We start from the raw sequence: 20965 nt of genomic DNA on the forward strand, positions 1-20965 counted from the left end.
AGCTAGTCTGGGCCGGTGCCGGACCGAGCAGAGAACGCGACGACCACCGACGAGCGCCACTCGTCCCGGGTGATGGTCGAGGTCAACGGCGCGTCCCGCGAGGTGACCCTGGACAACCGCACCACCCTGCTCGACACGCTGCGCGAGCACCTCGACCTGACCGGGGCGAAGAAGGGCTGCGACCACGGCCAGTGCGGCTCCTGCACCGTGCTGCTCGACGGCCGGCGGGTGAAGAGCTGCCTGGTCTTCGCGGTCACCGTGGACGGCCGGTCGGTGGTGACCGTCGAAGGGCTGGCCGGTCCGGACGGGCTGTCTCCGTTGCAGGCCGCCTTCATCGCGCGCGACGCGTTCCAGTGCGGCTACTGCACCCCCGGTCAGCTCTGCTCCGCGCGCGGCATGCTCGACGAGGTCGCTCGCGGCTGGCCCAGCGCGGTCACCGACGACCTGAACACGTCCGCCGAGTTGACCGACGCGGAGATCCGCGAGCGGATGGCCGGCAACCTGTGCCGCTGCGCCGCGTACCCGCACATCGTGGCGGCCGTCCGCGAGACGGCGGCGACGCGATGAGGGCGTTCCGCTACCACCGGCCGGCCGACGTGGTCGACGCGGTCGCCGTGCTCGGCGCGGAACCGCACGCGGCCTACCTGGGCGGCGGCACCAACCTGGTGGACCTGATGAAACTCGGGGTGCAGCGCCCCGACGTGCTGGTGGACGTGACCGGGCTCCCGCTGGACACCGTCGAGGAGTTGCCCGACGGCGGGCTGCGCATCGGCGCGACCGTCCGCAACAGCGACCTCGCGGCCCACCCCGTGGTCCGCCGGGACTACCCGGTGCTGGCCCGCGCCCTGCTCGCCGCCGCCTCCGGACAGCTGCGCAACATGGCCACCACCGGCGGCAACCTGTTGCAGCGCACCCGCTGCGTCTACTTCCAGGACACCGGCAAGGCGTGCAACAAGCGGGAGCCGGGCAGCGGGTGCGCCGCCCTGCACGGCCAGAACCGCGACCTGGCGGTGCTGGACTGGTCCGAACAGTGCGTGGCCACCCACCCGTCCGACCTGGCCGTGGCGTTGACCGCACTCGACGCGGTGGTGCAGGTACACGAGACCGACGGCCCCCGCGACCTCCCGATCACCGCCCTGTACCGCTCCCCCGGCACGCACCCGGAACGGGAGACCACCCTGGGCCGGGGCGCGCTGATCACCGCCGTCCGGTTGCCACCGCTGCCGGCCGCGCGCCGCTCGACGTACCTCAAGGTGCGCGACCGGGCCTCGTTCGCCTTCGCCGCCGGTTCGGTGGCCGCCGTGCTGGACCTCGACGGGGACGTGGTCCGCGACGTGCGGCTGGCGTACGGGGCGGTGGCGCACCGGCCGTGGCGGGCGTACCGGGCCGAGGAGGAGCTGCGGGGTCGACCGTTCAGTCCGGAGCTGGCCGGACGGGCCGCCGACGCGGAACTGGCCGAGGCCCGCCCGTTGCGGCACAACGGCTTCAAGGTGCCGCTGACCCGGGCCATCACCGTGCGGGCGCTCAGCGAGCTGGCGGCGTCGTGAGCACCGACGCGGTCGGCCACGCGTACCCCCGGCTGGAGGGCCGCGCGAAAGTCACCGGCACCGCCCGGTACGCGGTGGAGTACCCGGTGGACGGCATCACCTACGGCTGGGCGGTGCCGTCTGCGGTGGTGCGCGGCCGGATCACCCGGGTCGACACCACGGAGGCGCTGGCGTCGCCGGGCGTGCTGGCCGTCGTGCACCACGGCAACGCGCCCCGGATGGCGCCCGGTCCGCAGCCGGAGCTGTGGCTGTTGCAGGAGCCGGCGGTGCACTACCGGGGGCAGTACGTCGCCGTGGTGGTGGCCACCAGCCTGGAGGCGGCCCGGGAGGGCGCCCGGCTGGTCCGCATCGACTACGACGCCGGCCCGCACAGCACCGTGCTCACCGACGACCACCCCGGCCTGTACCAGCCGGACCACGTCAACCCCAGCTACCCGACGGACACCGCCGAGGGTGACTTCGACGCCGGGTACGCGGCGGCGCCGGTGCGGGTGGACGCCACGTACCGCACGCCGGCATACCACAACAACCCGATGGAGCCGCACGCCACGACGGCACAGTGGCGCGACGGCCGGCTGCTGGTGCACGACTCCACCCAGGGTGCGTCACCGGTGCGGGCCACCCTCGCCGAGCTGTTCGAGCTGCCCCCCGAGTCGATCCGGGTGGTCGCCGAGCACGTCGGCGGCGGCTTCGGCAGCAAGGGGTACGCCAAGTCGTCGGTGGTGCTGGCCGCCCTCGCGGCCCGGCACGTGGACCGACCGGTGAAGCTGGCGCTGACCCGCCAGCAACTGTTCGGGCCGGTCGGTTATCGCACCCCCACCATCCAGCGGGTCCGCCTCGCCGCCGACGCCGACGGGCGGCTCACCGCCATCTGCCACGACGCGATCAGCCAGACCTCGACCATCCGGGAGTTCGCCGAGCAGACCGCCGTCTACACCCGCAGCATGTACGCCGCACCCCACCGCCGCACCACGCACCGGCTGGTCCGCCTCGACGTGCCCACGCCGTTCTGGATGCGCGCCCCCGGCGAGTGCCCCGGCGCGTACGCCCTGGAGTCGGCGATGGACGAGCTGGCCATCGCCGTCGGCGTCGACCCGGTGGAGCTGCGCATCCGCAACGACACGGCGGTCGACCCGGACCAGGGGCGGCCGTTCACCAGCCGCAACCTGGTGGCCTGTCTACGCGAGGGTGCGCAGCGGTTCGGCTGGACCGACCGGGACCCGACGCCCCGCGCCCGGCGCGACGGGCGCTGGCTGATCGGCACGGGGATGGCCGGGTCGAGCTACCCGGCTCGGGCCCGGCCGTCGTCGGCCACGGCCACCGCCCGACCGGACGGGAGCTTCCTGGTCCGGATCGACGCCACCGACATCGGCACCGGCGCCCGGACGGCGATCTGGCAGGTGGCCGCCGACGCCCTCGGCGTGCCGCCGGAACGGGTGGAGATCCACATCGGGGACAGCGCCCTGCCGACCGCGCCGTTGGCCGGGGGCTCGATGGGCACCGCCAGTTGGAGTTGGGCGGTGATCCGCGCCGCGCAGGCGCTGCGCGACAAGCTGCGCGACGGCGGACCGCCGACCGGCGAGGTGACCGCCGAGGCGGACACCACCGAGGAGGTGGGCGGGCAGCCCGCCCTGCCCCGGTACGCGTACGGGGCGCAGTTCGTCGAGGTGCGGGTGGACGCGGACACCGGCGAGGTACGACTGAACCGGATGCTCGGCGTGTTCGCGGCCGGTCGGGTGGTGAATCCGACGACGGCCCGCAGCCAGCTCATCGGCGGCATGACGATGGGGCTGTCGATGGCCCTGCACGAGGAGGGCCTGCTCGACGAGCGGTACGGCGACTGGGTCAACCACGACCTGGCCACCTATCACATCACCGGCTGCGCGGACGTCGAGTCCATCGAGGCGTACTGGCTGGACGAGCGGGACGACGAGCTGAACCCCGCCGGGGTGAAGGGCATCGGCGAGATCGGCATCGTCGGCGCGGCGGCGGCGGTCGCCAACGCGGTGCACCATGCCACCGGCGTGCGGATCCGGGACCTGCCGATCCGACTGGACAAGCTGATCGGGTTATCACGCTTGGCTTAAATAAGCTGCTGCTGATATAACTGTCGCGTGCACGCCTTCGACGTGCTGGGCGATCCGGTCCGGCGCCGCATCCTGGAGTTGCTCGCCACCGGCGAGCAGACCGCCGGCGCGGTCAGCGCGGTGATCCGCGACGAGTTCGGCATCTCCCAGCCCGCCGTGTCCCAGCACCTCAAGGTGTTACGGGACAACGGTTTCGCCACCGTGCGCCCGGAGGGCGCCCGGCGGCTGTACGCGGTCGACCCACGGCCACTACGTGAGGTCGACGGCTGGCTGGAGCACTTCCGCCGGTTCTGGACCCCGCCCCTGGCGGCACTCGCCACCGAGCTGGCCCGGGGCCGACGCGAGCGTCGGCTGCGCGAGGCAGCCGACCCACCCGACGAGAGGAACACCTGATGTTCGACGCCACCGAGCAGATCAACGCCGTGCGGCGCACGGTCGGCAGCCGCACCCTGGAGGCCGGTGCGGCTCGGGTGACCACGATCAGCCAGACCTACCAGGCGACGGCCGAGGATCTGTGGGACGCCTGCACCAACGCCGAGCGCATCCCCCGCTGGTTCCTGCCGATCTCCGGTGACCTGCGGCTGCACGGCAAGTACGAGCTGCAGGGCAACGCCCACGGCGTCGTCGAGACCTGCGAGCCGCCACACCGCTTCACCGCCACCTGGGAAATGGGCGGCGAGGTGAGCTGGATCGAGGTGCGGATCACCCCGGTCGACGACGAGCGGGCACGCCTCGACCTGGACCACATCGCGCACGTCGACCAGGACCGGTGGGCCCAGTTCGGGCCGGGCGCCGTCGGCGTCGGCTGGGACCTCGGGCTCCTCGGTCTCGCCGCCCACCTGGCCGGCGACGGCAGCGGGATCACCCCCGAGCAGGCCGCCGAGTGGAGCGCCTCGCCCGAGGGCCGACGGGCGGTGGAAGTGAGCAGCCGGCTGTGGGGTGCGGCGAGCATCGCCGCCGGCACCGATCCCGACGAGGCGAACGCCGCCGCCGCGCGTACCACCGCCTTCTACACCGGCGCCCCGGAGGCCTGAGCCTGAGCGGCGGCCCGAGCGCGGGCGGCGGCGCGGCAGAGTGGGCGGCGGCGGGGGTAACGTGCTGCGGATGACCGGCACGCCGTACTCGCACTGCTCCTACTGCGGCGCCGCCTACCCGCCGGCCGCCGGATGGCCGCGGGTCTGCGCGGCCTGCGGCGAGACCGTCTGGCGCAACCCGCTGCCCGTGGCGGTCGCGGTGCTGCCGGTCCGCACGGCCGACGGCCTGGGTGTCGTGGTGGTCCGCCGGGACATCGAGCCGGCCCGCGGGCTGCTCGCGCTACCCGGCGGCTTCGTCGAGTACGGCGAGGAGTGGTCCGACGCGCTCGTTCGTGAGCTGCGGGAGGAGACCGGCCTGGTCGCGGCCGCCGGGGACGCCCGACTGCTCGCGGTGCACGGCGCCCCGCACGGCGGCACAATGATGATCTTCGGAGTGCTGCCCGAGCGAGCGGCCGAGGATCTGCCACCGTCGACGCCGACGGAGGAGGCGACCGAGTGGCTGGTGCTCTCCGAACCTGCCGAGTTGGCGTTCTCCACCCACACGCGGGTCCTGGCCGAGTTCCTGACCGGCACCCCCTGACGTCTCCAGCATCGGGTACGGCACCTGCCCAGGCGGCCACGGCAAGAGCCTCGATCCATTCTGGTGGCCCGACGACCTCTGACCGTGGCCCTGCCGCCATCAAGGGTTTCGTCGATCCGCAGTACCATGCGAGCGCCGCCGCGCCGCTAGGCTACGGCTCGACATCGCATGGCTGGTAAGGGGAGACGGACATGTCGCAGGACCACGCTGAGCAGTCGGTGGGAGGTGCTGAGCAGTCGGTGGGAGGTTCGGCCGCCAAGCTGGACACGACGGTGCCGCACTCGGCACGGGTGTGGAACTACTGGCTCGGCGGTAAGGACAACTTCGCCCCGGATCGCGAGGTCGGCCAACAGGTACGGGCGGTCTTCCCGGAAATCGTCGAGGCGGCCCGGTACTCGCGCGCGTTCCTCGGACGAGCCGTGACCTATCTCGCCGCAGAGGCGGGGATCCGCCAGTTCCTCGACGTCGGTACCGGCCTGCCCACGGCCGACAACACCCACCAGGTCGCCCAACGGATCACGCCGCAGGCGCGCGTCGTCTACGTCGACAACGACCCGATGGTTCTCGCGCACGCCCGGGTGCTGCTGACCAGCAGCCAGGAGGGTGCCACCCAGTACGTCGACGCCGACCTGCGCGATCCGGAGAAGATCGTCCAGGACGCCCGCGACACATTGGACTTCGGTGAGCCGATCGCGCTGATGATGCTGGGCGTCATGGGTCACGTCGAGAAACCGGCCGAGGCGCGGGCCATCGTCGACGCTCTGGTCTCGTCCCTACCGCCGGGCAGCTTCCTGGCGATGTCCGACGGTACGGCTACCAGCGAGCGGGTCATCGAGTCGCATCGGCAGTACAACGAAAGCGGTGCTCTGCCGTACCACCTGCGTGCGGTCGCGGACTTCACGGCGTTCTTCGACGGCCTCGACCTGGTCGAGCCGGGTGTCGTGCCGCTGGGGCACTGGCGGACCGACAGCAGGCCCCCGGCCCCGGTCGATGGCTACTGCGGCGTCGCCCGCGTGCTCTGACGCCCTGGCATAGACTCCGCCGATGCATGAGGTGTCGGGGGACTTCGAAATCCACATCACGGTCCGAGAGCACGAGGCGGACGCGCTGTCTGCCTTCGCGGCCCGGCACCGGCTGAAGTCCGTGCACATCGTGCTCGACCGGGGCACGTTCGCCTCCCAGCCGATGCTCACCCTGACCGGGCGAGGCACGCTGGCCGAGCAGCAGGCCGTGGCGCAGCGCTGGCAACGCGAACTGCGGTCCACCGGCATGTACGTGAACCGCACGAAGATCGAGGCGGCACCGTGGTGCGTCGGTGTGCCGCAGTCGGACGAGCAGGCGGCGACGGAGCCGAGAGGTCGGTACTTCGAGCATCACGTCAAACTGCTGCTGACCGGCCCGGTGGTGGCGCAGGTGTTGGCGATCACCGATCTGGTCGAGCCGCACGGGGCGCGACTGTCCCGCAACGCCCGCCGGGAACGCGCCGGTGGTGCGCAGGAGCGGTTCGTCAACCAGCGCTGCCACGGCGTGGGGCTCACCACCGCCAAGCAGCGCCTGGACGACCTCGTCGCGATCCTGGCCGCCGCCGGCTATGAGGCCGTCGCCGTCGAGCAGGAGTACGTCGTTTTCGACAACAACCTGGCATACGACCGCAGTTGGCTGGACGTGCCCGAGAGCCGGGTGGACGAGTGGCAGGTGGAGCGCGAGAACGCCATGAGGTCCGCGCCGGAGGGCTCGCCGGACTTCCCGCCGACCTACCGACCGCTGCCCGCCGACGTGCCCGTCCGCCAGCGGGCGGCGTTCGATCCGGCGCTCAGGCAGTATTCGAACGCGTACCGGGCTGGTGAGCCCGACTTCCTCGTGGCCGCCACCGGTGAGCGATGGACCGCCGCCCGGCGCGCCGCGATGCGACAGGTCCTGGCGGTCATCGCGGCGATCCCCGAGAGCCGCCATCTCGTGCTGCGCGGCAGTGTCCTCATGCCGGCCCAGGTCGGAGACGGCGCCCGCGAGCCGGGCGATCTCGACTTCGTCGTCGTCCCACACATGATCACCAGCGACAGTGCCGACGCCCGTGTGCTACTCGACGCCGTCAAGGCCGCCGTCCGGGCCACCCCGGATGCCGGCCTGCGACCGGACCGGATCAGCGAGGCCGCCATCTGGACGTACGACCGGGCCGACGGCCGCCGCCTCGTCGTCCCGTTCAGCGCGCCCGGGGCTCCGGACGGCCACGTACAGCTCGACATCGTCTTCGGCGAAGAGCTTCCCCTCCCACCGGAGACGGTCCTGCTGCCGGGTGTCGCGGAGCCGATGCTGGCCGCACCCGCCGCGCTGGCGCTGGCGTGGAAGCTGCTGTGGCTGGCCACCGACTCGTATCCGCAGGGCAAGGATCTCTACGACGCGGTCCTCCTCGCCGAGACCACCACCGTCGACCTGGACCTGGTCCGCCGGCTCATGCGACCGGACCTCGCCTTCGAAGCCGACCGCTTCGTCGCCGAGACCGTGCTGACCTGGGGCGTCGACTGGGACAACTTCACCGACGAGTACCCAGGTATCGAGGGCACCGTCGAGCAGTGGCTACAGCGGTTGGCGCTGGCCCTCGACCGCGCCTGGGCATAGGGCCGCGGCAGCCTCCTCGGCTGGGCTCAGCCAATCTGGTCAGCGGGTGTCGGCGGGGCGGCGTTCGTCGGTGCCGGTCAGGTAGCCGCTGGCCTGTAGGTCGAACAGCTCGCGGTAGAGGCCCCCGGCGGACATCAGCTCGTCGTGACTGCCGTGCTGGACGAGTCGACCCCGTTCCAGCACGAAGATCCGGTCGGCGTGCCGGACGTTTGCCAGCCGGTGGGTGATCAACACGACCGCCCGGTCGGGGCGGCGGCGCAGGTGCTGGAACAGGGCGTGTTCGGCACGCGCGTCCAGGGCTGCCGAGGGTTCGTCACAGATCAGCAGGGCGGCGTCGCGGTAGAGGCCGCGAGCCGCGACGAGCCGCTGCCACTGCCCACCGGACAGTTCGTGGCCGTCCTTGAACTCCCGGTCGAGCAGCGTGTCGTAGCCGCGCGGCAGGCCGACGATCATGTCGTGCGCGGCGGCCGCACGGGCCGCCTCCTGCACACTCGGGCCGGACCGGTCCGGTGGGCGGTCGTGCCGGCCGACGCGGATGTTCTGCCCGGCGGTGAACGGGAACTTCCACCACTCCTGGGTCATCACGGCCACCTCGGCGCCCAGTGCGCGCGGGTCCAACTCCGCCGCGTCGACGCCGTCCCAACGGATCACCCCGCCGGTCGGCTGGTAGAGGCCCGCGATCAGTTTGGCCAGGGTGGTCTTGCCGGAGCCGTTCTCGCCGACAAGCGCGATCACCTCGCCCCGGCGGACGGTCAGGCTGACCCGGTCCACCGCCGGGGTGTCGGTGTCCGGGTAGCGCAGGCTCACGTCGTCCACCTCGATCACGTCGACACCGTCGGTCACCCGGTTGCCCCCGATCGGCACCCGGGCGTGGGCGCGGGCCAGGAAGTCCTGGTAGTCCTGGTAGTAGAGGGCATCCTCGTACAGCGAGTTGGTGGCGACGACGGCCACGCCCAGGCTGGTCCGCGCGGACTGCAACGCGAGCAGGGCGGTGGCCGCGGCGGCGAGGGCCACCATCCCACTGAGCAGCAGGCCGCCGAGGACCGCGTACACGCCGAAGGTGGCCAGCCCCGCCACCGTGGCACCGATGACCCGGGTGCCGGTCTGCGAGCGGACCAGCCGCAGCTCGGCGCGGGTCTCGACCGCCATCACCCCGCGATACTCGGCGAGCAGGAAGTCGCGCATCTGGTACGCGCGCACCTCGGCGGCGGTGTGCCGGTTGGCCATCAGGTGGGCCAGCATCCACATTCGGCGTCGCCTGGTGATCCGGGCCAGCATCGCCAGGTACTCCCGGCGGGCCATCCGCACCGCGGTGACCGCCTGGGGCACCGCGGCGAGCAGCAGGCAGGGCAGCAGCAGCGGTTGGATGACGGTCACCGCGACGGCGGTGGCGAGCATCCCCACCACGCCGGTGACCAGGTTGACGGTGTGGTCGACGATGTACGCGGCCTCCGCCATCCCCCGATCGCGCGCCCGGTCCATCTCCTCGGCGAAGCCGGCGTCGTCGAACGCGGCGAGGTCCACCGCCGTGGTGGCCTCGAACAGCCGCAGCTCCACCTGATAGTTGATCTGCGGGATCAGCCGGGCCTGTGCCCAACCCGCCGCGATGGTCAGGCCGCCGCGCGCCGACACCGCCGCCGCCGCCACGATCAGCGCCGGCAGGGCCGAGCGGACCCGGTCCGGGGTGGGACCGACGGCGAACAGCTCGCGCAGCACGCTTGTCGTCGCGAGCAGGCCGAATGTGGTCATCACCCCGGCGGCGATGTTCAGGCCGATGGAGGCGACCGTGTCCCGGCGGTTGGTGGACCAGGCCAGGCCGACCGCTGCCCGGACCAGCCGGGGCAGCCGGCGGGCCACCGCCCAGAAGCTGGTGTGCGCGAACTCCTGTGCGTGGTGCAGCCACTCACGATCCTCCAGCTCCGGCAACATCGTGTCCGGTGGATCATCCGGCTGGTCGTTCTCCACGGTGGTGCGCTGGCGTGCCATCGACTCCACGGGACCCTCCTCGGGGGCGGGATCACGAAACGCCGCCCGAGACTACTGCCCGCTACCGCCTGCTGTCTCTAGGTAGCCGGCGCGTCGCCGGGCACCTCCGGTGCGCCCTCCGTGATCGGCAGCAGCACCCGGAAGGTGGTCCGTCCCGGCTCGGTCTCCACCCGGATGTCGCCGTGGTGCTTGTGCACCACGATCCGGTACGAGATGTCCAGCCCCAGGCCGGTGCCCGCGCCGACCGGCTTGGTGGTGAAGAACGGCTCGAAGATGCGTGGACGCACCTCGGGCGGGATACCCGGGCCGGTGTCGGTGACCTCGACCGCCAACTGGTCACCGACGCGGCCGGTGTGGACGGTCAGCACCCCCTTCTCCCCCATCGCGCCCAACGCGTTGTCGATCAGGTTGGTCCACACCTGGTTCAGCTCGGCCGCGTACGCCGGGACCGGCGGGATGCTGCGGTCGTACTCGCGGACCAGCTTCACCTCGGCGGGGATCTTCCCCTTGAACATCACGAGCGTGGCGTCGAGCAGGTCGTGCACGTCCACCACCCGATGCGCCGCGCGGTCCAGCTGCGAGTACTGCTTGGCGGCGCCCACCAGGCCGGAGATCCGGGTGACCGCGTCGCCGATCTCCCGCATCAGCAACTCGGTGTCGACCGTGTAGGTCAGCCAGCGCACCGCCGCCTCCAGGTCCGCGGCACCGACCGCCGCCTTCACCCGCGCCAGCCAGGGCGCGTCGAGACCACCACCCACCAGGATCGGCGCCAGGTCCCAGGCACCACTGACGCCGTGCTCCTCCAGCCAGTCGGTGAGGATGTCCTCGGCATCGGCGGTGGCCATCGGGGTCAGCTTCGGCGCGGTGGCCACCCGGGCCACCGCCTCCTCCTGCAACGCGACAAGGCCGTGCAGGGCGGTGCCGTCGAGCCGACCGTCGGCGATCATGGCGAGCTTGTGCCGCATCCCGGCGACCCGGTCCCGCAGCACCGAGGTGGCGCGCACCGCCGCCGCGGCCGGGTTGTTCAGCTCGTGGGTCAGCCCCGCCGACAGCGAACCGAGCGCCAACAACCGCTCCCGTTCGCCGACGATGGTCTGCGAGTCCCGCATGCCGAAGAACAGCCCCTCCAACAGATGCATGGGCATCGGGAACCACGACCGCAGGGCGTGCGCGAAGTCCTCCGCCGGCAGCACGAAGAGGTCGGAGTCGGCCACCGCCCGCATGCTGTTGCGGTAGACCTGGTCGACCTGGTCACCCAGGTACGCCTGGACCGCCCCGCCGTACACGCCGCGCTGGTCGGTGCGGCTGACCTCGACATCGTCGCCGCGCACCTGCCGGCTCAGCGCGACCGCGCCACGCACCAGCACGAAGAAGCAGGTCGCCGCCTCGCCCTCGGCGTACACGAGGGTGCCGCCGGCGCGCTGCTCGACCCGGCCGCGTTCGGCCAGCCAGTCGAGCTGCCCCTCGTCGAGGGACTCGAACAGGAACAGGGTGCGCAACTCCGCAGGTGTCAGCCGATCAGACTCGATGCTCACTGGGTCTCCTTCGTTGCGAGGCTCACTGAACCGGCTCACTGGGCCTCCAGGTAACGGTGCACGAGGGAGACGGCCATCGCGCCCTCGCCGACGGCCGAGGCGACCCGCTTGACCGACTCGGCCCGCACGTCCCCGGCCGCGAACACCCCCGGCACACTGGTCTCCAGGTGGTACGGGTCGCGCGACAGCGACCAGCCGGCCGGCCGGCGTCCCCCGGCCAGCAGGTCCGGGCCGGTGACGATGAAGCCGCGCCCGTCCCGGACCACCACCCCGTCCAACCAGTCCGTACGGGGCTCCGCGCCGATGAAGATGAACAACCAGGAGGTGTCGACCGAGCGGGCCTCCCCGGTACGGGTGTCACAGAGGGTGAGCCGTTGCAGGTGGTCCTCACCGGCCCCGCCAACCACGGCCGTGTGCGGGTGCACGGTGATCCGGTCGATCCGCTCCAACTGGTCGATCAGGTAACGCGACATCGAGGCGGTCAGGTCCGCGCCCCGGATCAGCAGGTGCACCCTCGACGCGTACCGGGAGAAGTGCACCGCCGCCTGGCCCGCGGAGTTGGCCCCGCCGACGATGTAGACCTCCTGCTCGACGCAGCTCGGCGCCTCGGTGGCGGCCGCGCCGTAGAACACCCCCCGACCGGTGAAGTCAGCCAGCCCGGGGGCGTCCAGCACCCGGTACGACACACCGGTGGCCAGCACCACGGTGTGCGCCGCGATCTCGGAGCCGTCGCCGAAGCGCAACAGCCGGGCGCCGCCGGCCTCACTCAGACCGACCACCTCCCGGGCACTGAGCAACTCGGCGCCGAACTTGACCGCCTGCCGCCGGGCCCGATCGGTCAACTGCGCGCCCGAGACGCCGTCGGGGAAACCCAGGTAGTTCTCGATCCGGCTGCTCTGCCCGGCCTGCCCGCCGGTCGCCCGCCGCTCGACGAGCACGGTGCGCAGCCCCTCCGACGCGCCGTACACGGCGGAACCGAGGCCGGCCGGGCCGCCACCGATCACCACCAGGTCGTAGAAGTCCGACGCGGGCACCACGGTCAGCCCCGCCAACGCGGCCAACTCGGCCTCGTTCGGGGCGATCAACGCCTTACCGTCGGCCGTCACCACCAGCGGCACGTCCGCCTCGGTGGCCCCGGCCGCGTCGAGCAGGCGGGCGCCCTCCGGATCGTCGGAGAGCATCCACCGGTACGGCACCAGGTTGCGGGCCAGGAAGTCACGGACCTTGAACGACGGCGCCGACCAGCGGTGCCCGACGACCCGGATCTCGGCGCTCGCCGCGTCCGGGGTGACCGACCACGCCTCCAGCAGCCCGTCGACCACCGGGTACAGCTTCTCCTCCGGCGGATGCCAGGGCTTGAGCAGGTAGTGGTCCAGGTCCACCACGTTGATCGCCTCGATCGCGGCGTCGGTGTCCGCGTAGGCGGTGAGCAGCACCCGGCGGGCGGCCGGGAAGATGTCCATTGCCGCTTCCAGGAACTCCACGCCGGTCATCTCCGGCATCCGGTGGTCGGCCAGGAGCAGCGCCACCTGCTCGCCGCGCAGCTTGACCTCCCGCAGCGCGTCCAGCGCCTCCGGCCCGGAGGAGGCGCGCAGCACCCGGTAGCGGTCGCCGTAACGGCGGCGGATGTCCCGGGCCACCGCGCGGGACACCACGGGGTCGTCGTCGACGGTCAGGATCACCGGATTCGCCATAGCGCCATGAAATCACCTGTTGACGGTCGGCCGCACCATGGCCCGGGCTCGGCGGATGGTTGACCGGGTTCGGGATGGGTAAGCCGGGGAGCCGCGTGGGTGGTCGTCCGTCGACGACCCGCCCGGCTGCCGCGCACACCTCGGGGGGCCCATGGCGGACGTGTCGCCGACCGGACCGACCACGTCGGGCGGGATCGTGGAACTGCGGGTGCACGGTGTCTCCGGCGCGGGGGCGGATCAGGTGCTGGGCCGGCCGTACGTGCACCAGGTCGCCGGGGACCGCAGCGGCGGGTTCTACCGACCGCGCCCCGGCTACCCGGACTCGACCGGGACGGACGGGGTGACGCTGGAGGCGTACCGGTGGAGTGACCTGCCGTCCGGCACGGCCGTGCGGACGCTGTCGCTGGTGTTCCTGTTGCCCTTCATGCTCTGCAACGTGGCGCTCTGGATGCGCCCGGCGAACACCGCGTCGAAGCTGGGCGTCATGGCGCTGTGCCGGGTGCTCGCCCTCACCCTCACCATGCTCTACGTGCTCTCCATCGTCGGGGTGGCGTTGGACCTGGTCGCCTGGCGCTGCATGGACACCCCGGCGTGCCTGGCCGGGCGGAGCTGGCTGTCCTGGCTCGGCGGACGCCCGCCCGGGCTCCGCCTGGGTGTGCTGGCGTTGGTGCCGGTCGCCGCCATCGGTGTGGTCTGGTGGCTCGGCGCCCGCCCGGGCCACTCGTTCGACGCGTTCCGGACCCCGTCGACCCGGACCTCGAAGCACCGGTTGAGCGCGGTCGGCCAGTGGGACGGCGAGCCACTCGTGGGTCGGCTGCGCTCGGTCCACGTCGCGGCGGGATTCGCCACCCTCGACGGCAGCCTGCTGGCCGCCCGCGCCAGCCAACACCGCTCGTGGGTGATGGTGCTCCTGCTGGCGGCCACCGGGGCGGTACTGCTGGCCTGCCTGGTCCTGCTCACGGTGGTGCCGAGCATCGACCGGACCGACCCGGCGCCCCGGGTGGACGCCCTCTTCCGCGGGCTGCGCACGATCGCCTGCGGCGTGACGATGCTGGTGATCGTGCACGTCGTCATCAGTCCCGCCCCGTGGCCGCAGGGCGGCGCACTACCCGGCTACGGAGCGATCGTGGCCTGGCTGTTCGTCAGCCAGATGATGCTGGTGACCATCCTCGCCGCGCTGGTGCTCTGGCGGCGGGGCGGGCAGCGCGGGGCGCCGCTGCGCGCGTTGGGAGCGCCGGTCTTCGTCACGATCGCGGCCGGCCTCGCCGTGGCGTTCTCCGCCGAACTGGTCTACCGGGTGGCGGACCTGCTCGATCGCGAGGGCACGACCGCGGACGGGCTGGAGACCAGCCCGCCCCTGGCGTACAAGTGGGCGATCTTCGGGTTTTTCCTGGCGGTGGTGACCGCCCTGCTGGTGGCCGCCCTGGTGACCAGGCTGACCCGCCGCGGGCGGCGGCGGGCCGCCCAGGCGATCGTGGCCGCCGACTTCCCGCACGCGCCCCCGGCGGCGGCGGACCGGCTGCGCCGGGTCGAGCGGGCCGTCGCCCGCGCCCGGTTCACCGAGCGGCTGGAACCGCTCTCCGTGGTGTACGCCGGGCTGGCGGCGCTCGGCCTGTCCACCAGCGTGCTCGGCCTGCTCCAGCTTCTGCCGGGCGAACTGGCGCAGCGCTACGTCGGAGTGCCCGAGAGCATGGTCAACTTCCTGATCGGGTCGGGCAGCTACGCGATCGCCGTGATCCTGCTCGGCCTGGTGGTGGGCGGCATCTTCGCGTACCGGACGGCGCAGTTCCGTCGCTACGTGGGTGTGCTCTGGGACCTGGGCACGTTCTGGCCCCGGGCGGCACACCCGTTCGCGCCGCCCTGCTACGCCGAGCGGGCCGTGCCCGAGTTGGCCAAGCGGATCACCTACCTGGTGGAGCAGGGACAGGGCGTGCTGCTGGCCGGGCACAGCCACGGCTCGGTGCTGCTCGCCGCGACGGTGCTGCAACTGCCCACCCGGATCACCGACCGGGTCGCGCTGCTGACCTACGGATCGCCACTGGGTCGGTTGTATTCGCGTCTGTTCCCGGCCTACGCCGACGAGCCGGCGCTGCGGGAGATCGGCGAGCGGGTCGGCTGGCGCTGGATCAACCTGTGGCGCGACACCGACCCGATCGGTGGTTGGATCTTCGCCGCCCACCGGCCCGGAAAGGCCGAGACGCTGACCGGGCCGGCGGCGACGGTGGACCGCCGGTTGGTCGACCCGCAGGATGTGGTGCCGGCGCCCAGCGACAGCGTTCCCCCACCGATCCTCGGGCACTGGCCGTGCGAGTCGCAGGACGAGTTCGCCGAGGCGGTACGGGAGCTGACCGGGCGACTGCTCCCCGAACGCCGGACGACCGACTGAGGCAGCGGCCGGATATCGTCGCGGGGTGAGCCCGTCCAAGCAGCCCGAACGCCGGTTGATCGCCTCGAACAAGAAGGCCCGGCACGAGTACACCGTGCTGCGCACCTACGAGGCGGGCATCGTGCTGGTCGGGACCGAGGTGAAGTCGCTGCGCGAGGGGCGGGCCTCGCTGGTGGACGCGTTCGCGCACGAGCGCGACGGTGAGATCGTGCTGTACGGCCTGCACATCGCCGAGTACACCTACGGCACGTGGACCAACCACGCCCCGCGCCGCAACCGCAAGCTGCTGCTGCACCGGGCCGAGATCGACCGGATCCTGGACAAGGTCCGCGAGGGCGGGGTGACCCTGGTCCCGCTGTCGATGTATTTCGAGAACGGCTATGCCAAGGTCGAGCTTGCCCTGGCCAAGGGCAAGCGCTCGTACGACAAGCGGCAGACGCTCGCCGAGCGCGACGCGAACCGCGAGATCGCCCGCGAGCTGGGACGACACCTCAAGGGCCACCCCCGCCGGCCCTGATCTCCTTCGATCGCGGTTCTTCTCACGCGGTCGCGGTCCTGTTCACGCGGCACGCCCCGCGGTTCTGTTCACGCGGCACGCCCCGCGGGTCGTTCACGCGGCACGCCCGCGGGTCGTTGACGTATCTCCGAGGACGTCGTCTGCCAGGCCCCGGGAGCGACTTCGGGTGACTCGCATCCGTTGGTCACGCTCGATCCTGGAAGTAGTGGCCTCACCAACACACCGATGCCACTACTTCCTGGATCGAGCACGATCTTGCGGCGAGAGGGGCCGAGACGTGCGAGGGGCCGAGACGTGCGAGGGGCCGAGACGTGCGAGGGGCCGAGACGTGCGAGGGGCCGAGACGTGCGAGGGGCCGAGACGTGCGAGGGCGGTGCGTGTCGGCTTGCTATCGCAACTGCTGACGTTGATACCTGTGCGCCTACGCAGATGATGACTATGGGGCCTTATCAGCTCGCAACTGCGGGCGCTAGGGTGAGCCGGTGACGACGTACCGGATCGGGGAGGCCGCCGACCTGCTCGGCGTCAGCGCCGACACCATCCGCCGCTGGGTGGACGCCGGGCGGCTGACGGCCGGGCGCGACGAGCACGGCCACCGGGTGATCGACGGGGTCGACCTGGCCGCGTTCGCCCGCGCGCAGGCCGGCGACCCGGACGCGGGCGCCGAGTTCTCCTCGGCCCGCAACCGGCTGCGCGGCATCGTCGTCGACGTCCGCAAGGACACGGTGATGGCCCAGGTCGACATCCAGGCCGGCCCGTTCCGCGTCGTGTCGCTGATGAGCCGGGAGGCGGTCGACGAGCTGGACCTGCGGGTCGGGTCGATGGCCGTCGCGGTGATCAAGTCGACCACCGTGGTGGTGGAGCGGGCCGCACCCGCCCCGAGCAGGGGAAGGTCGGCGGGATGAGCGCGCGGGTGCTGCGCGCGGTGGTGGTCGTACTCGTGGCGGTGGCCGTTGCCGGTTGCGGCGCGGGCGGCGAACGGGCCTCCGGCGGTGCCGCGGACGGCCGGGTGACGGTGTTCGCGGCCGCTTCGCTGACCGAGTCGTTCCGCCGCATCGGCAAGGACTTCGAGGCCGCCAACCCGGGCAGCACCGTGACTCTCAACGTGGCCGGCAGTTCCGCGCTGGCCAACCAGATCAACCAGGGTGCACCGGCGGACGTGTTCGCCTCCGCCGCCCCGGCGAACATGGCCACGGTCACCGCGGCGGGCAACGCCGACGGCGCACCGAGCGTCTTCGCCCGCAACCAGTTGGTGATCGCGGTGCCCCGCGGCAACCCGGCACGGGTGACCGGGTTGGCCGATTTGAGCAGGTCCGGCGTGAAGGTGGCACTCTGCGCCAGCCAGGTGCCCTGCGGGGCGGCTGCCCGCACCGCCCTGGACGCGGCCGGCGTCGCGCTGACCCCGGTGACCCTGGAGCAGGACGTCAGGGGCGCGCTCGCCAAGGTGAAGCTCGGTGAGGTCGACGCGGCCCTGGTCTACCGCACGGACGCACGAGCGGCGAGCGCCGACGTGACCGGGGTGGAGTTTCCCGAGTCGGCGCGAGCGGTCAACGACTACCCGATCGTCGCGCTGAAGGACGCCCCGAATCCGGCCGGCGCGAAGGCCTTCGTCGCGTACGTCCGCTCGGCGCCGGCGCAGGCGGTCCTCGCCGAGGCCGGTTTCCAGGCGCCATGAGCCGGGTCCTCGAGCACGCCGCGCCCCGACGGCGGGGGCGGGTGCCGATCGCGCTGCTGATCCCCGCCGGGTTGGGGCTGCTCTTCCTCGTCCTGCCGCTCGTCGGTCTGGTGATCCGGGCGCCCTGGACGACCCTGCCGCAGCGGCTCACCACGCCGGGGGCACTGACCGCGCTGCGGCTGTCGGTGCAGACCGCGACCCTGGCCACCGTGCTCTGCCTGCTGCTCGGGGTGCCGCTCGCGTGGATGCTGGCCCGGGTCGAGTTTCCCGGCCGGCGACTGGTCCGCGCGCTGGTCACCGTGCCACTGGTGTTGCCGCCGGTGGTCGGCGGGGTGGCGCTGTTGCTGGTCTTCGGCCGGCGGGGGTTGCTCGGCGGTTGGTTGGACGCCACGTTCGGCATCACCCTGCCCTTCACCACCGCGGGCGTCGTGTTGGCCGAGTCGTTCGTCGCCATGCCGTTCCTGGTCATCGCGGTGGAGGGGGCTCTGCGCGCCGCCGACCACCGCTACGAGGAGGCCGCCGCCACGCTGGGCGCCGGCCGGTGGACCACCTTCACCCACGTCACGTTGCCGCTGGTGGCACCCGGGCTGGCCGCCGGGGCGGTGCTCTGCTGGGCGCGGGCGTTGGGCGAGTTCGGTGCCACCATCACCTTCGCTGGCAACTATCCCGGTCGGACACAGACCATGCCGCTCGCCGTCTACCTGGCGTTGGAGACCGACCTGGAGTCCGCGATCGTGCTCAGCCTGGTGCTGCTCGTCGTGTCGGTGGGCATTCTGGTGGCGTTGCGGGACCGCTGGATGACCAGCGCATGAAGCCTCCGCTGCTGGACGCCCGGCTCGTCGTCGAGCGGAGCGCATTCCGGCTGGACGCCCCGCTGCGCGTGGCGCCCGGTGAGGTGGTCGCGCTGCTCGGGCCGAACGGCGCCGGCAAGACCACCGCGCTGCGCGCGCTGGCCGGGCTGCATCCCCTCACCGCCGGGCACGTCACGCTCGACGGCGTCGACCTGGACCGCCCGGAGACGCGCGGCTGGGTGCCCACCGAGCGCCGGCCGATCGGCGTGGTCTTCCAGGACTACCTGCTGTTTCCGCACCTCAGTGCCCTGGACAATGTGGCGTTCGGGCCGCGCCGGCACGGCGTGGACCGGCGGGGCGCGCGTGCCACCGCCCGGGACTGGCTCGCTCGGGTGGGGCTTGACGCGCAGGCGCACCGCCGTCCCCGACAACTCTCCGGTGGCCAGGCGCAGCGGGTGGCGCTGGCTCGCGCGCTGGCCGTCGCGCCGTCGCTGCTACTGCTGGACGAGCCGCTCGCCGCGCTGGACGCCCGTACCCGGCTGGACACCCGCGCGGAGCTGCACCGGCACCTGTCCGCGCACCCAGGCGCCACGGTGCTGGTCACCCACGACCCACTGGACGCCCTCGCGCTCGCCGACCGGCTGATCATCGTCGAGGGTGGTCGGGTGGTCCAGGAGGGTGACGGACCGAGCGTCACCGCCCGCCCGCGCACCGACTACGTGGCCCGGCTGGTCGGGCTCAACCTCTACCGGGGCAGGGCCGAAGGACACGTGGTACGCGTCGCGCCGGCCCTGACCCTCACCGTCGCCGACCGGTTGGACGGCGAGGCCTTCGTGGCGTTCCGCCCGGCGGCGGTGGCCCTGCACCCGTCCCGGCCGGAGGGCAGCCCGCGCAACACCTGGGCGGGGACGGTGACCGGCGTCCAGCGGCACGGCGACAACCTACGGGTGCAGCTGGACGGACCGATCGGGGTGGCCGCGGACGTCACGCCTGCCGCGGCCGCGCAGCTGCGACTGATTCCCGGTCAGCGGGTCTGGGTGGCGGTCAAGGCAGCCGAGACGCACGCCTACCCGGCCACCGGCTGAACGTCGGGTCGCCACAGACACGCAGGACGAGCCGGCCGCGGCGGTGGTGGTGGTGGTGGTTCCCCTGTCGTTTTCGTCCAAGACAACCACCGGGGTCGCGATCTAGCGTGGACCCGGCAGCTCGCCCGAGCACGAGGAGACAGCACAATGCGCAATCTGGTCTACACCGGCTTCATGTCGCTCGACGGCGTCGTGGACTCGCCCGGCGGCGGCCCAACCGAGGAGCACCGCAGCGGTGGGTGGGTGTTCAAGGACCTCGAGTTCGTCCCGGAAGCCTGGTCGCTGAAGGGCGAGGAGCTTGCCGACACGACGGCGTTGATGTTCGGCCGGCGCAGCTACGAGGCGTTCGCGCCGGTCTGGCCCGGCTCGGAGGACCACGCCGGCTACAAGGAGCTGCCCAAGTACGTCGTGTCGACCTCGCTGTCCGACGACGCCGTCGTCGACGGGTGGGGGCCGACCACGATCCTGCGCTCGACCGGCGACATCGCCGCGCTCAAGGAGAGCGAGGGCGGCGCGATCTTCATCCACGGAAGCGCGGAGCTGGCTCGGCGGCTGTCCGACGCGGGCTTGATCGACCAGTACAACCTGCTCGTCTTCCCCGTGTTGCTCGGTGCCGGCAAGAGCCTGTTCGGCCGAGCCGACCGGGACAAGCACATGCTGACGCTGCGGGAGTCGGAGAGTTACCCGAACGGGATCCTCAAGCTGGTCTACGACGTCCGGCGGTGATCCAGGTCGAGGGCGATCGCGCCGCCGGACCCCTCGCGCAGCTGCCGGGCGGTGCGGCCGACGTAGGAGCGCAGCGCTCGGGCCAGGTGCGGCTCGTCGAAGTAGTCGAGCTTGACGACGACGTCGGCCGCCGGGTCGCCGGCAGCCAGTAACTCCGCCGCCGTACGGGCACGCTCGATCTGCCGGACGGCGCTCTGCGTCAATCCGGTCGAGGCGCGGAACCGGCGTTCGAGCGTGCGCCCCGACACGGCCGGGCGGTGACCCCGCAGCACGTCGGCGACGAGCGCGTCACGGACCACGACCCCGGCCCGGACGAGGCGGTCGACCAGAGCCTCGGCGTCGTCGGGAGAGGGCGTCTGCCAGTGCCCGCCGTCCAGCCAGAACGCCCGGCGCGTGGTGTCGGGAAGCGCGATGCCACCGTCGGTCAGCGTCGAGGTGGGCACGGCCCGCAGCGAGGTGCCCACGGCGAACTCGATACCCGTGAAGGTCGCGCCCTCCGGCACCGGCGCCGTGCCGGTCCGGGTCTCGGGACCGGTGATGCCCGTCTGCGCCCGGCCGGCCTGTGTCCAGAACACCAGGCCCCACCGCACCCCCGCGACGGACGTCATCGCGGTGACCTGGTCGCTCGTGCAGGTCCACACGGTGTCCACCCACGGCGAGTCCGATCCGCGTGTCGTGAACCGCAGCCCCACGGACGAAGGATACG

The 20965-nt window shown here is 72.4% G+C and carries 19 protein-coding genes; 15 read left to right on the plus strand and 4 right to left on the minus strand.

Annotation, left to right across the window (positions count from 1 at the left end; translation table 11 throughout):
- Window positions 1-72: 72 nt before the first annotated feature.
- From AB0C25_RS11755 to AB0C25_RS11790, 8 genes are all read left to right on the plus strand, one after another.
- A complete protein-coding gene (locus AB0C25_RS11755; RefSeq protein ID WP_357372726.1) occupies window positions 73-567 on the plus strand; it encodes a 2Fe-2S iron-sulfur cluster-binding protein in 495 nt (164 codons plus the stop codon).
- On the plus strand, window positions 564-1547 hold the full coding sequence (locus AB0C25_RS11760) for a xanthine dehydrogenase family protein subunit M (RefSeq protein ID WP_357372200.1): 984 nt from the start codon (window positions 564-566) through the stop codon (window positions 1545-1547). Before AB0C25_RS11755 ends, AB0C25_RS11760 begins: the two co-directional genes overlap by 4 nt.
- Window positions 1544-3634: a xanthine dehydrogenase family protein molybdopterin-binding subunit gene (locus tag AB0C25_RS11765; protein ID WP_357372202.1), complete on the plus strand. Its 2091-nt coding sequence runs from the start codon at window positions 1544-1546 to the stop codon at window positions 3632-3634. The genes AB0C25_RS11760 and AB0C25_RS11765 overlap by 4 nt, the downstream gene beginning before the upstream one ends.
- Before the next feature lie 27 nt (window positions 3635-3661).
- Window positions 3662-4027, plus strand: a complete 366-nt coding sequence (locus tag AB0C25_RS11770) for a metalloregulator ArsR/SmtB family transcription factor (protein WP_357372203.1) — start codon at window positions 3662-3664, stop codon at window positions 4025-4027.
- On the plus strand, window positions 4027-4668 hold the full coding sequence (locus tag AB0C25_RS11775; RefSeq protein WP_357372205.1) for an SRPBCC domain-containing protein: 642 nt from the start codon (window positions 4027-4029) through the stop codon (window positions 4666-4668). Before AB0C25_RS11770 ends, AB0C25_RS11775 begins: the two co-directional genes overlap by 1 nt.
- Window positions 4669-4738: 70 nt before the next feature.
- Window positions 4739-5248, plus strand: coding sequence for an NUDIX domain-containing protein (locus tag AB0C25_RS11780; protein ID WP_357372207.1), 510 nt, complete (start codon window positions 4739-4741; stop codon window positions 5246-5248).
- A gap of 191 nt (window positions 5249-5439) precedes the next feature.
- A complete protein-coding gene (locus AB0C25_RS11785) occupies window positions 5440-6270 on the plus strand; it encodes an SAM-dependent methyltransferase (RefSeq protein WP_357372209.1) in 831 nt (276 codons plus the stop codon).
- Between the two features lie 22 nt (window positions 6271-6292).
- The gene (locus tag AB0C25_RS11790; RefSeq protein ID WP_357372211.1) at window positions 6293-7864 is read left to right on the plus strand and encodes a nucleotidyl transferase AbiEii/AbiGii toxin family protein; all 1572 of its coding nucleotides are present in this window, start codon (window positions 6293-6295) and stop codon (window positions 7862-7864) included.
- 39 nt (window positions 7865-7903) lie between these two features.
- On the opposite strand, the gene AB0C25_RS11795 is transcribed toward AB0C25_RS11790, so the two are convergent.
- The 3 genes from AB0C25_RS11795 to AB0C25_RS11805 all read right to left on the minus strand — a co-directional run bounded on the left by AB0C25_RS11795 (window position 7904) and on the right by AB0C25_RS11805 (window position 13079).
- On the minus strand, window positions 7904-9850 hold the full coding sequence (locus AB0C25_RS11795; RefSeq protein WP_357372729.1) for an ABC transporter ATP-binding protein: 1947 nt from the start codon (window positions 9848-9850) through the stop codon (window positions 7904-7906).
- Window positions 9851-9927: 77 nt separating this feature from the next.
- Window positions 9928-11385: an ATP-binding protein gene (locus AB0C25_RS11800; RefSeq protein ID WP_357372213.1), complete on the minus strand. Its 1458-nt coding sequence runs from the start codon at window positions 11383-11385 to the stop codon at window positions 9928-9930.
- A gap of 35 nt (window positions 11386-11420) precedes the next feature.
- The gene (locus AB0C25_RS11805) at window positions 11421-13079 is read right to left on the minus strand and encodes an FAD-dependent oxidoreductase (protein WP_357372215.1); all 1659 of its coding nucleotides are present in this window, start codon (window positions 13077-13079) and stop codon (window positions 11421-11423) included.
- Between the two features lie 151 nt (window positions 13080-13230).
- On the opposite strand from AB0C25_RS11805, the gene AB0C25_RS11810 reads away from it, so the two are divergent.
- The 7 genes from AB0C25_RS11810 (at window position 13231) to AB0C25_RS11840 (ending at window position 20259) form a co-directional block, all read left to right on the plus strand.
- Window positions 13231-15465 carry a hypothetical protein gene (locus AB0C25_RS11810; protein ID WP_357372217.1) on the plus strand — a complete coding sequence of 745 codons (2235 nt, stop codon included), beginning with the start codon at window positions 13231-13233 and terminating at the stop codon, window positions 15463-15465.
- Window positions 15466-15490: 25 nt separating this feature from the next.
- Entirely contained in the window at window positions 15491-15982 is a 492-nt protein-coding gene (gene smpB / locus AB0C25_RS11815; RefSeq protein ID WP_357372219.1) for an SsrA-binding protein SmpB, read from the plus strand.
- A 482-nt stretch (window positions 15983-16464) separates the two neighbouring features.
- The gene (locus tag AB0C25_RS11820; RefSeq protein WP_357372221.1) at window positions 16465-16887 is read left to right on the plus strand and encodes a TOBE domain-containing protein; all 423 of its coding nucleotides are present in this window, start codon (window positions 16465-16467) and stop codon (window positions 16885-16887) included.
- Window positions 16884-17657, plus strand: a complete 774-nt coding sequence (modA, locus tag AB0C25_RS11825; RefSeq protein ID WP_357372223.1) for a molybdate ABC transporter substrate-binding protein — start codon at window positions 16884-16886, stop codon at window positions 17655-17657. The genes AB0C25_RS11820 and modA overlap by 4 nt, the downstream gene beginning before the upstream one ends.
- Window positions 17654-18469, plus strand: coding sequence for an ABC transporter permease (locus tag AB0C25_RS11830; RefSeq protein WP_357372225.1), 816 nt, complete (start codon window positions 17654-17656; stop codon window positions 18467-18469). Before modA ends, AB0C25_RS11830 begins: the two co-directional genes overlap by 4 nt.
- A complete protein-coding gene (locus AB0C25_RS11835) occupies window positions 18466-19533 on the plus strand; it encodes an ABC transporter ATP-binding protein (RefSeq protein ID WP_357372227.1) in 1068 nt (355 codons plus the stop codon). The genes AB0C25_RS11830 and AB0C25_RS11835 overlap by 4 nt, the downstream gene beginning before the upstream one ends.
- A 147-nt stretch (window positions 19534-19680) precedes the next feature.
- Entirely contained in the window at window positions 19681-20259 is a 579-nt protein-coding gene (locus tag AB0C25_RS11840) for a dihydrofolate reductase family protein (protein WP_357372229.1), read from the plus strand.
- On the opposite strand, the gene AB0C25_RS11845 is transcribed toward AB0C25_RS11840, so the two are convergent.
- Window positions 20241-20951: a helix-turn-helix domain-containing protein gene (locus AB0C25_RS11845; protein ID WP_357372231.1), complete on the minus strand. Its 711-nt coding sequence runs from the start codon at window positions 20949-20951 to the stop codon at window positions 20241-20243. The two genes, AB0C25_RS11840 and AB0C25_RS11845, sit on opposite strands and share 19 nt — an antisense overlap.
- Window positions 20952-20965: the final 14 nt, after the last annotated feature.

The sequence above is a fragment of the Micromonospora sp. NPDC048839 genome, from assembly GCF_040649915.1.
GTDB lineage: Bacteria > Actinomycetota > Actinomycetes > Mycobacteriales > Micromonosporaceae > Micromonospora.

What these genes read in the sequence shown, in the direction of transcription:
- AB0C25_RS11780 (WP_357372207.1), top strand. Translation starts at nt 4,739, where the DNA reads ATGACCGGCACGCCGTACTCGCACTGCTCCTACTGCGGCGCCGCCTAC.
- AB0C25_RS11795 (WP_357372729.1), bottom strand. Translation starts at nt 9,850, where the DNA reads ATGGCACGCCAGCGCACCACCGTGGAGAACGACCAGCCGGATGATCCA.
- AB0C25_RS11785 (WP_357372209.1), top strand. Translation starts at nt 5,440, where the DNA reads ATGTCGCAGGACCACGCTGAGCAGTCGGTGGGAGGTGCTGAGCAGTCG.
- AB0C25_RS11810 (WP_357372217.1), top strand. Translation starts at nt 13,231, where the DNA reads ATGGCGGACGTGTCGCCGACCGGACCGACCACGTCGGGCGGGATCGTG.
- AB0C25_RS11835 (WP_357372227.1), top strand. Translation starts at nt 18,466, where the DNA reads ATGAAGCCTCCGCTGCTGGACGCCCGGCTCGTCGTCGAGCGGAGCGCA.
- AB0C25_RS11840 (WP_357372229.1), top strand. Translation starts at nt 19,681, where the DNA reads ATGCGCAATCTGGTCTACACCGGCTTCATGTCGCTCGACGGCGTCGTG.
- modA (WP_357372223.1), top strand. Translation starts at nt 16,884, where the DNA reads ATGAGCGCGCGGGTGCTGCGCGCGGTGGTGGTCGTACTCGTGGCGGTG.
- AB0C25_RS11790 (WP_357372211.1), top strand. Translation starts at nt 6,293, where the DNA reads ATGCATGAGGTGTCGGGGGACTTCGAAATCCACATCACGGTCCGAGAG.
- AB0C25_RS11760 (WP_357372200.1), top strand. Translation starts at nt 564, where the DNA reads ATGAGGGCGTTCCGCTACCACCGGCCGGCCGACGTGGTCGACGCGGTC.
- AB0C25_RS11805 (WP_357372215.1), bottom strand. Translation starts at nt 13,079, where the DNA reads ATGGCGAATCCGGTGATCCTGACCGTCGACGACGACCCCGTGGTGTCC.
- AB0C25_RS11775 (WP_357372205.1), top strand. Translation starts at nt 4,027, where the DNA reads ATGTTCGACGCCACCGAGCAGATCAACGCCGTGCGGCGCACGGTCGGC.
- AB0C25_RS11755 (WP_357372726.1), top strand. Translation starts at nt 73, where the DNA reads ATGGTCGAGGTCAACGGCGCGTCCCGCGAGGTGACCCTGGACAACCGC.
- AB0C25_RS11830 (WP_357372225.1), top strand. Translation starts at nt 17,654, where the DNA reads ATGAGCCGGGTCCTCGAGCACGCCGCGCCCCGACGGCGGGGGCGGGTG.